The organism is Accumulibacter sp., from assembly GCF_023806565.1.
Classification (GTDB): Bacteria; Pseudomonadota; Gammaproteobacteria; order Burkholderiales; family Rhodocyclaceae; genus Accumulibacter.
Genome location: NZ_JAMTDV010000120.1, coordinates 1 through 10,113 on the forward strand (window position 1 = coordinate 1; position 10,113 = coordinate 10,113).

Here is a 10,113-nt window from a genome sequence, read left to right on the forward strand (position 1 = left end):
CTAAACCGGACAGATCATTTGCTACAAACCCGGACAGGTTACGTGTTCCCTACAGCAAGCATCCTGCCGATTGGCACGCGGCACCGCGCCGCATAGAATGGCGGGCGAATCGACGCACGCCGCGGCAGCAGCCGCCCCGCAGGAGCAAGCCGCATGAATCGCCCTCGTGTTTTCGCCATCGACGGCATCGTCCCGGTCATCGATCCGAGCGCCTACGTGCATCCGTCGGCCGTTCTGATCGGCGACGTGATCGTCGGGCCGGGCTGTTATGTCGGCCCCTGCGCCAGCCTGCGCGGCGATTTCGGGCGACTGGTGCTCGCCACCGGGGTGAACGTGCAGGACACCTGCGTCATGCACGGCTTCCCCGGCACCGACACGGTCATCGAGGAGGATGGCCATATCGGCCACGGCGCCGTGCTGCATGGCTGCCGCATCGGCAGGAACGCGCTGGTCGGCATGAACGCGGTGATCATGGACAACGCCGTGCTCGGCGAGTCGTCGATCGTCGCCGCCTGCGCTTTCGTCAAGGCGGGAATGGAAATCCCGCCGCGTTCGCTGGTCGCCGGAGTTCCCGCGAAGGTGATGCGCGCGCTCAGTGACCAGGAAATCGCCTGGAAAATCGACGGGACACGCATCTATCAGCAGCTCACCCGCCGCTCGCTGGCGACAATGGTCGAATGCAAAGCGCTGACCAGCGTCGAACCCGGGCGCAAACGCTTCGATCTGCCGGGCGTGGTACCACTGATCGAGCTCAGGAGGCAGGCGGCAAGCGACGACTAGAGTCGGTCGCTCGCCAGTCGCTGAACGCGCCACGAACATGGACCGGTAGCGGAGACGACACGGCAGGCAGGCCGCGGGCAGCCGTCAGGACAGAAACGACACCAGCCAGGCGCTCGCCTCGGCGACGGCGCCGTCCCATTCCTCCGGTCGCAGGAAATGCGAGGCGCGAGGGATCTCGCGATAGCGCAATCGCTCGGGCCGCGCACGATAGCGAGGTTCGAGCCGTTGATGCAGGGCCAGCGCGGCGTCCGGGGGAACGACGTTGTCCTGGCCGGCGGTGATCGACAGCAGCGCGGTCGGGAAGCAGCGCTCGGCAGGCTGCCGATCGGCGTCGGCGGGCGGCGGTTCGGGCGAGCCGAGCATCGCCACCGCGACGGGAAACCGTCGCTCACCGGCGATCGCCGCATACACCATGCAGGCGCCCATCGAGACGCCGGCGACGGCGATACGCGCGGGGTCACTCGACCCACGCCCGACCAGCAGATCGATCAGTTCGGGCAACTCGGCGACCGTCTGGCGGACGCAGGAGTGGAACACTTCGACGCTTGCTGGCGACGAACGGGAGAACTGCGACGGCAAATCAACAAACCGACGCTGGCCGTGACCGACGGCATCGATGCCGACGGCCAGCAATCCGGCTTCGCCAAAGCGGCACAGCTCCGGCAGGTGCACTTCCTTGTCGGCGCCGAAGCCGTGCAGCCACAGCACCGTCGGCAGCGCAACACTCCTGGCGGCGGGGCGAACGATCAGCGCCGGTATGCGGCCCAGGCGCGTGCGCTCGATGACAACGCTCATCGCGCCGATGCCGGCGACTCGCCCTGCGTGGCGTTTGACTGGTCGTCCGCCGGGCGGGGCTGGCCCACCAACTTACCCTGCCGCCTGATTTCCAGACCCAGCCAGTGCAACGCACAATCGCCGTCGACCGACGGCGGCCGGGTCGAGCGATGCCAGCTCGCGGGCAGGTAGTGCTCGATTCCCATGACGCAGGCGTGGTAGCGCGAGCGCATCAGAGCCGCCGCAATGTTGGGCGACGCAGCCGCGCGCGATGGGCGACAACGGACGGCATCGGCGAGCCGGCTGCCGCAGGGGCGGACGTCGGATTCCCTCAGCCATCGCGGCCAACCGACGCTGCGCGATTTCCTTTTTCGCTTCATTTCCTGCTCGCTCGCAAGCCCGGGGCGTCGCGCATGACCACGCCTCGCTCAAAGCTGATACTCGTCGCCCGGCCGGGCTCCGGCCATGGCCATGTCCACCGCCTTGCGGGTCAGGTGCGAGGCGAAGAGTTCGATGAAGTCGTATTCGAAGCGGCGAATGTGCGTGCCGCGGCGCAAACCGATGCGCGTCGTGTTGGAGCCGAACAGATGCTCCGCGGGCATCGCCTGCAGACCGGCGTCGCGCAGCGGATCGAAAGCCATGCGGGCGATGATCCCCAGCCCGAGGCCAAGGCCCACGTAGGTCTTGATCACATCGGCATCGATCGCGGTAAGCACGATGTTGGGCGCCAGTTGCGCCAGCTCGAAAGCCCGGTTGATTCGCGAGCGGCCGGCGAAAGCCGAATCGTAGGTGATCAGCGGCCAGCGCGCCAGGGCGGCCAGCGACACCGGCTTTTCGGTCAGGATGCGATGGCCGTCGGGAGCGATCACGCAGTGCACCCACTGGTAGCAGGGCAGCATTGCCAGTTGTGGGTACTGGTCGAGTGCCTCGGTGGCGATGGCGATGTCGGCCTCGCCCTGCAGCGTCCACTCGGCGATCTGCGACGGATGTCCCTGCCGCAGCGACAGTCGTACCCGGGGATGGCGGTCGATGAAGTTCTTGACCACCGCCGGCAGCGCGTACCGCGCCTGCGTGTGCGTCGTCGCGATGACCAGGCTGCCGGAATCGCCGCCGGCGTATTCCTCTCCGACCCGGCGGATGTTCTCGGCATCGCGCAGCATGCGTTCGGCGAGGTCGAGCACGGCCCTCCCCGGTTCGGTGATCGCCGTCAGGCGTTTGCCACCGCGCTCGAAAACGGCGACCCCGAGTTCTTCCTCAAGCAAGCGAATCTGCTTGGAGATTCCCGGCTGCGAGGTGTAAAGCGCCTCCGCCGCCTCGGATACGTTGAGACCGCGGCGCGCCACTTCGATGAGGTAACGGAGTTGCTGGAGCTTCATTGCGATGACACCGTTCATTTGGTTATAACAATCTAACCGAATATTCTTTTTCGATCAAACGCCGCGCTGCTACCATGCGCGCTCTCGTTCCCTTGCGATTGGCCATGGACTGGATGTACACCTTGTCGGGCTTCGTCGTCGGCGCCGTCGTCGGGCTCACCGGCGTTGGTGGCGGATCGCTGATGACGCCACTGCTGGTGTTGCTGTTCGGCATTCACCCGGCGACGGCAGTCGGCACCGACCTGCTGTATGCGGCGATCACCAAGGCCGGCGGCACCGTGGTGCACGCCCGCAAGGGGCATATCGACTGGCGGGTTACCCATCTGCTGGCGAGTGGCAGCATTCCGGCAACGCTGCTGACCATCTGGGCGCTGTCTTTCCTGCCCAGACAGAGCGCCGCCGTCTCGCAAATCATTTCCGTTTCGCTCGGTATCGCGCTGCTGCTGACCGCCGCCGCGATCGTCTTTCGCCAGAGGCTGCAAAGCCAGGCGCTGGCACACGCCGACAACGCCGCGCACACGCGCTGGCGGGCGCCGATCACGGTCGCGGTCGGCGCCCTGCTTGGCCTGCTGGTAACCATCTCGTCGGTGGGCGCCGGCGCGCTCGGGGTCGCCGTGCTGTTCTACCTGTACCCCAGGCTGCCGACGATCCGCATCATCGGCAGCGATGTCGCCCATGCCGTACCGCTGACGCTGATCGCCGGGCTTGGCCACTGGCTGATCGGCAGCGTCGATTGGTCGTTGCTCGGCAGCCTGCTGCTCGGCTCGCTGCCCGGCATCTGGCTCGGCAGCCACGCCTCGGCAAAGGTGCCCGACCGCATCCTGCGCCCGATTCTCGCCGGCATGCTGGTGCTCATCGGCAGCAAGCTGATCGCCCAGTAGAGCTGCGGGCCCGGATTCCCGGCGAGGCCTTTCAAGGAACGAACGATGTATCGTTACGACAGTACAGACCAACAGCTTATCGACCAGCGCGTGGCGCAGTATCGGGACCAGATCGTCCGACATTTCGCCGGCGAACTCTCGACCGACGAGCTGCGTCCGCTGCGCCTGCAGAACGGGCTCTACATCCAGCGGCACGGCCCGATGCTGCGCATCGCCATTCCCTATGGCGTGCTCGCTGCCGCGCAACTGCGCAAACTGGCCGAGATTTCGCGTCGCTATGACCGTGGCGTCGGGCACTTCACGACGCGCCAGAACATGCAGCTCAACTGGCCGAAATTCGAGGAAACGCCGGATATCCTCGGCGAACTGGCGAGCGTGCAGATGCATGCCGTGCAAACCTCCGGCAATTGCATCCGCAACATCACCAGCGACCACTTCGCCGGCATCGCCCCGGACGAACTGACCGACCCTCGCCCGTACTGCGAGCTGCTTCGGCAGTGGTCGACCTTCCATCCGGAGTTCGCTTTCCTGCCGCGCAAGTTCAAGATTGCGGTCAATGCCGCTGCCGAGGATCGGGCGGTGATTCGCGTACACGACATCGGTCTCGACCTCGTGCGCGGCGACGATGGCGATATCGGCTTCCGGGTATTTGTCGGCGGCGGCCTCGGGCGTACGCCGATGCTTGGCAAGCTGGTGCGCGATTTCCTGCCACGGCGGCACCTGCTGTCGTACCTCGAAGCAATCCTGCGCCTGTACAACCGCTATGGGCGACGCGACAACATGTACAAGGCGCGAATCAAGATTCTCGTGCAGGCTCTCGGCGTCGAGGAATTCCGCCGCCAGATCGAGGCCGAGTGGTGCGAGTTGCGCGATGGCCCGACGACCGTTCCCGACGCCGAGTTCGAACGCATGGTCCGCCATTTCGCTCCGCCTGCCTGGGAAAACCTGCCGGCAGTGGACCTCATGCACACCTCCCGGCTGCGCGCCGACAAGGCCTTCGCCAGTTGGGTCAGGCGTTGCGTGCATGCGCACAAGACAACGGGCTACGCCGCCGTCACGCTATCGCTGAAAGCGCCCGGCGTTCCTCCCGGCGACATCAGCGACGCGCAGATGATCGCCGTCGCCGACCTCGCCGAGCGCTTCAGCTTCGGCGAGGTGCGCGTCAGCCACGAACAGAACCTTGTGCTCGCCGACGTCCGGCAAAGCGATCTGTACGAAGTCTGGCAGATCGCCCGCAGCCATCGCCTGGCGACGGCCAACGTCGGACTGCTCACCGACATGATCTGCTGCCCGGGCGGCGATCTCTGTGCGCTCGCCAATGCGCGCTCGGCGCCGATCGCCGAAGCGGTTCAACAGAAGTTCGACGACCTCGACTACCTGTACGACATCGGCGACATCTCGTTGAACCTGTCGGGCTGCATGAATTCGTGCGGCCACCACCATGTCGCCAACATCGGCATCCTCGGCGTCGACAAGAACGACGAGGAGTGGTACCAGATCACGATCGGTGGCCAGCAGGGCAACGCGGCAACGATCGGCAAGGTCATCGGGCCGTCGTTCTACGCGATGGAAGTGCCGGAAGTGATCGGGGCGCTGATCGACGTTTATCTCGAACAACGAACGGCTGGCGAGCGTTTCATCGACACGCTGCAGCGGATCGGCGTCGAGCCATTCAAGGCACGCGCCTACGCCGGTCGCGACCGGCGTCGGACGGCAAAGATCGAGAATGCGGAAAGAGAGGTGGTCAATGCCTAGAATCATCCGGAACGGCAGTGTCGTCGACGACGACTGGCAGCTCCTGCGCCTCCCCGAAGGGGAAACGGCGGCAAGCGTCGTCCTGCCGGCGGGTCCTGTGCTGCTGCCACTGGCGGTGTGGCTGGCTCGGCGCGACGAAGTCATCGCGTACCACGACCGGATCGGCGTCTGGCTGGACAGCGACGAGGGACCGGAGATGCTGGCCGGCGACATCGACCGTTTTGCCGTGATCGGCGTGAACTTTCCGAAATTCACCGACGGCCGCAGCTACTCGAGCGCCCGCCTGCTGCGCGAGCGTCATCGCTATGCCGGCGAGATCCGCGCGATCGGCGACGTCTTGCAGGATCAGCTCTTCTACATGCGGCGTTGTGGCATCGACGCCTACGCGCTGCGTGCGGACAAGGACCCGGAGAAAGCTCTGGCCGGCCTGTCGGTTTTCAGCGAAAGCTACCAGGCAGCCGTCGACCAGCCGCTACCGCTGTTCCAGCGGCGCAACGCAGTGGAGCCCGCATGAGCATCCTGGTCAATGTCGACGACCCGGCGCTACTCGCCGGCCTGGCCAGCCGGGTCAACGCGGCGCGTGCACTGCTGCAGGAAGTTGCTGCCGACTTCTCGCCGGCTGCTTTCGCCAGCAGCCTCGGTGCCGAAGACATGGTGCTTACCGACCTGATCGTTCGCGACCGCCTCGATATCGAGATCTTCTCGCTCGACACCGGTCGTCTGCCGCCCGAGACCTACGAGCTGATCGACGAAGTCAGGAAGCGCTATGGCCTCGCGTTGCGCCTGTACTATCCGCGGCACGAACTTCTGGAAGCCTACACGCGCGAGTACGGAATCAATGCTTTCTATGAGTCTGTCGAACTGCGCAAGGGCTGCTGCCACGTGCGCAAGGTCGAACCGCTGCAACGGGCGTTGGCTGGTCGCAAGGCGTGGATCACCGGCATGCGCGCCAGCCAGGCGACAACCCGCAGCGAGTTGCCGATCCGCAACTTCGATGCCGCCAACGGACTGCAGAAGTTCAACCCGCTTGCCGAATGGAGCGAACGCGAAGTCTGGGCCTACCTCAAGCACAATGGCGTTCCCTACAACGCATTGCACGACAGGTTCTACCCAAGCATCGGCTGTGCACCATGTACCCGACCGATCACTCCGGGCGAGGATGTGCGCGCCGGTCGCTGGTGGTGGGAAAATCCAGAATCCAGGGAATGCGGCTTGCACGTCAAGCGCGCCTGAAATCCGCTCGTACAGGTCAATCATGAGTACAGCAGCGCTCTCGAACATCGCCACCGCCGGCCTTAGCCACCTCGACTGGCTGGAGTCCGAAGCCATCCACATCATGCGCGAGGTCGCCGGCCAGTGCAGCAACCCGGTGCTGCTCTTCTCCGGCGGCAAGGACTCGATCTGCATGCTGCGCATCGCCGAAAAGGCTTTCCGCCCTGGTCGATTCCCCTTCCCGCTGCTGCACGTCGACACCGGCCACAACTACCGAGAAGTCGTCGACTTTCGCGATCGGCGCGCGGCCGAACTTGGCGAGCGCCTGATCGTCCGCTCGGTCGAGGACTCGATGGCACGTGGCACGGTCGTCCTGAACTCGCCCGATGAGCCGCGCAACAAACACCAGTCGGTGACACTGCTCGAGGCAATCGAGGAATTCGGCTTCGACGCCTGTATCGGTGGCGCGCGCCGTGACGAGGAGAAGGCACGCGCCAAAGAACGCATCTTTTCCTTCCGCGACGAATTTGGCCAGTGGGATCCGAAAAACCAGCGACCCGAACTTTGGGATCTCTACAATGCGCGCAGCTTCAAAGGCGAAAACATGCGCGTCTTCCCGATCTCGAACTGGACCGAGATCGACGTCTGGCAATACATCGAGCGCGAGCGCCTGGCCTTGCCTTCGATCTACTTCGCGCACCGCCGCCCGTTGGTGCGTCGCGGCGGCGGCCTGCTGCCGGTGACCGAGGTGACTCCGGCAAGATCCGGGGAAACGATCGAAAACCTGATGGTTCGCTTTCGCACTGTTGGCGACATCACCTGCACCGCGCCGGTCGAGTCCGACGCCGACACGGTCGCCCGGATCATTGCCGAAACGGCGGTCACGACGATCACCGAACGCGGCGCCACCCGTCTCGACGACCAGACCTCGGACGCTTCCATGGAACAACGCAAGAAGGAAGGCTATTTCTGATGTCCGCGATCGAGAAACTTCCCGGCTCAAGCGTGCCCGACAATGGTCTGCTGCGCTTTCTGACCTGCGGCAGTGTGGACGACGGCAAGAGCACGCTGATCGGCCGCCTGCTCTTCGACAGCAAGACGATTCTCGCCGATACCCTGCACGCCATCGAGCGCACCTCGGCCAAGCGTGGGCTCGACATGGTCGATCTGTCGCTGCTGACCGACGGACTGCAGGCCGAGCGCGAACAGGGAATCACCATCGACGTGGCTTATCGCTACTTCACGACCGGCACCCGCAAGTACATCATCGCCGACGCCCCCGGTCATGAGCAATATACACGCAACATGGTGACCGCCGCTTCCACCGCAGATCTCGCGATCATCCTGATCGACGCACGCAAGGGGGTACTGACGCAGACCCGCCGCCATTCGTACCTGGCGCACCTGCTCGGCATTCCGCACATCGTCGTGGCGGTGAACAAGATGGACCTGGTCGACTACGCGCAGGAACCCTTCGCCGCGATCGCGGCCGAGTATCTGGCCTTCGCCAGCCGGCTGGGCATCGCCGACGTACGCTTCCTGCCGATGTCGGCGCTGCGCGGCGACATGATCGTCGAGCGCGGCGAGCACCTGCACTGGTACGACGGTCCGACCCTGCTCGATATTCTCGAAACCGCTCCGGCCATCCACGGCGCGCATGCCGAGAAATTCCGCTTCCCGGTCCAGTACGTCTGCCGACCGCAGGATTCGGCCAACCCGGAACTGCACGATTATCGCGGCTTCATGGGACGCGTCGAATCCGGAGAACTGTCGATCGGCGATGCGGTCACCGTGCTGCCTTCCGGGCGGGAGACGAGCGTCCGTGACATTCAGGTGCTCGGTGAATCGCTTGCCCGCGCCATCGCCGAACAGTCGGTGACGATCCTGCTCGAAGACGAGATCGACGTCTCGCGCGGCGACATGATCGTCAAGAGCGGTGAGTTGCCGACCATCGGCAAACAGATCGACGCGATGCTCTGCTGGCTGTCCGAGTCGCCGCTGGATCCTCGCCGCAAGTACCTGCTGCGCCACACGACGCGCGACAGCAAGGCGATGCTCGCCGGCATCTCCTTTCGCGTCGACGTCAACACCATGGAGCAGCAGCCAGCAGAGCGCCTGGCGATGAACGACATCGCCCGCGTCCGCTTCAAGCTGGCGCAACCGATCTTCGCCGACCCCTACGCCGAGAGCCGTGGCACCGGCGCTTTCATCGTCATTGACGAGTCGTCGAACAATACCGTCGGCGCCGGCATGATCGTCTGACCGGAAGCGGCGGCGCCGACCGAAAGCATGCGCACGCCGGTCGGTGGCACGCACAACTCACAAAGCAATGATGCTTCCTGGCCCCGTCGGACCCCGCCCGGAGATGTCGATAAATTTTACAAATGTTAAGGTGTCGATCGAATTGATTCAATAAAATAGACATATAAAATCTGGCCTCTTTCTTGCTTCAGCAGAGTGCCGAGCCACGCCAAGGGCCTCTCGGATACTCTGCAACGATATCTGACAACCAACACGGAAAGAGGAAAGAAATGACACCCCCCAAACTCAAAAAAATCACTTATGCGATCGCTGCCGGAATTTCACTCGCGACGGCGGGTTCGGCGCTGGCTACCACCTACGACACGACTCCCTCCTGGAACGGAAGTAGTTCCATCCAACCGTTCGGGAAGTCGGACACCGCCACCTATGGACAGACGTTCGTCGCTCCTTCGGATTCGATTCTCGACGATTTCACCTTCTACCTCAGCGGTCGCGCCACGCTGCAGTTCCAGGCCGAGGTGTACGCCTGGTCCGGTTCCCTGCTGGGTGGCGGGGGTGGTGGGGCAACCGGTCCAGCTCTGTTCACCAGCGCTCCGATTACGCTCGGGCCGACCGTCGGATTCCAGGCGGTAACCGTCAACACTGGTGGCCTACTGTTGACTCCGGGTGCGGATTATGTGGCGCTGTTCACTGTTTCCGGACCGGACGCTAGCGATTATACGAATTCGAACGGTACGGACGTCTGGGGCAGGATCACCAGTCACGTAGCGGGCGACGGTGGTGGTGGCTTCGTTTTCTATAACAATGGCAATAACTATGGAGCACTGAACAGCAGCGCATGGGACAATTTCGCCGATTTTGGTGACTCGGCGTGGATCGCGAATTTCCATGCTCCGGAACCAGGCACGCTTGCCCTGCTTGGCCTGGCTGGTATCGGGTTGTTCCGGCGTCGCCAGCAGTCCTGATCTCGTCAGCCGACCTTCGCAATCAGCAGTTTACTGACGCCCCTCCCTGCAGACCATGGGTATCTACACAAATTCGAAAATAGGTTAAAAATGGGCGGTATGGATCTG

11 protein-coding genes are annotated in these 10,113 nt (G+C 64.0%); 8 read left to right on the forward strand and 3 right to left on the reverse strand.

Going from position 1 to position 10,113, the window contains the following annotated elements:
* The first annotated feature begins 153 nt into the window (after positions 1 to 153).
* The gene (gene paaY / locus NFV80_RS13960; RefSeq protein ID WP_295325748.1) at positions 154 to 780 is read left to right on the forward strand and encodes a phenylacetic acid degradation protein PaaY; all 627 of its coding nucleotides are present in this window, start codon (positions 154 to 156) and stop codon (positions 778 to 780) included.
* Between the two features lie 84 nt (positions 781 to 864).
* Here paaY and NFV80_RS13965 read toward each other — a convergent pair whose 3' ends face one another.
* From NFV80_RS13965 to NFV80_RS13975, 3 genes are all read right to left on the reverse strand, one after another.
* On the reverse strand, positions 865 to 1,575 hold the full coding sequence (locus NFV80_RS13965) for an alpha/beta fold hydrolase (RefSeq protein ID WP_295325751.1): 711 nt from the start codon (positions 1,573 to 1,575) through the stop codon (positions 865 to 867).
* Positions 1,572 to 1,787 carry a YchJ family metal-binding protein gene (locus NFV80_RS13970; protein WP_295325753.1) on the reverse strand — a complete coding sequence of 72 codons (216 nt, stop codon included), beginning with the start codon at positions 1,785 to 1,787 and terminating at the stop codon, positions 1,572 to 1,574. The genes NFV80_RS13965 and NFV80_RS13970 overlap by 4 nt, the downstream gene beginning before the upstream one ends.
* A gap of 195 nt (positions 1,788 to 1,982) precedes the next feature.
* A complete protein-coding gene (locus tag NFV80_RS13975) occupies positions 1,983 to 2,930 on the reverse strand; it encodes a CysB family HTH-type transcriptional regulator (RefSeq protein ID WP_295325766.1) in 948 nt (315 codons plus the stop codon).
* A gap of 104 nt (positions 2,931 to 3,034) precedes the next feature.
* Between NFV80_RS13975 and NFV80_RS13980 the strand changes: the two genes are divergently transcribed.
* The 7 genes from NFV80_RS13980 (at position 3,035) to NFV80_RS14010 (ending at position 10,005) form a co-directional block, all read left to right on the forward strand.
* Complete coding sequence (locus NFV80_RS13980; protein WP_295325768.1) at positions 3,035 to 3,811, forward strand: sulfite exporter TauE/SafE family protein; 777 nt, start codon at positions 3,035 to 3,037, stop codon at positions 3,809 to 3,811.
* A gap of 45 nt (positions 3,812 to 3,856) precedes the next feature.
* Entirely contained in the window at positions 3,857 to 5,566 is a 1,710-nt protein-coding gene (locus NFV80_RS13985) for a nitrite/sulfite reductase (protein WP_295325756.1), read from the forward strand.
* On the forward strand, positions 5,559 to 6,080 hold the full coding sequence (locus NFV80_RS13990) for a DUF934 domain-containing protein (RefSeq protein WP_296759057.1): 522 nt from the start codon (positions 5,559 to 5,561) through the stop codon (positions 6,078 to 6,080). The genes NFV80_RS13985 and NFV80_RS13990 overlap by 8 nt, the downstream gene beginning before the upstream one ends.
* Positions 6,077 to 6,799, forward strand: coding sequence for a phosphoadenylyl-sulfate reductase (locus NFV80_RS13995; RefSeq protein WP_295325760.1), 723 nt, complete (start codon positions 6,077 to 6,079; stop codon positions 6,797 to 6,799). The genes NFV80_RS13990 and NFV80_RS13995 overlap by 4 nt, the downstream gene beginning before the upstream one ends.
* Positions 6,800 to 6,821: 22 nt before the next feature.
* On the forward strand, positions 6,822 to 7,751 hold the full coding sequence (gene cysD / locus NFV80_RS14000) for a sulfate adenylyltransferase subunit CysD (RefSeq protein ID WP_296759060.1): 930 nt from the start codon (positions 6,822 to 6,824) through the stop codon (positions 7,749 to 7,751).
* The gene (locus NFV80_RS14005) at positions 7,751 to 9,040 is read left to right on the forward strand and encodes a GTP-binding protein (protein ID WP_296759062.1); all 1,290 of its coding nucleotides are present in this window, start codon (positions 7,751 to 7,753) and stop codon (positions 9,038 to 9,040) included. The genes cysD and NFV80_RS14005 overlap by 1 nt, the downstream gene beginning before the upstream one ends.
* Before the next feature lie 269 nt (positions 9,041 to 9,309).
* Positions 9,310 to 10,005 carry a PEP-CTERM sorting domain-containing protein gene (locus NFV80_RS14010; protein ID WP_296759065.1) on the forward strand — a complete coding sequence of 232 codons (696 nt, stop codon included), beginning with the start codon at positions 9,310 to 9,312 and terminating at the stop codon, positions 10,003 to 10,005.
* Positions 10,006 to 10,113: the final 108 nt, after the last annotated feature.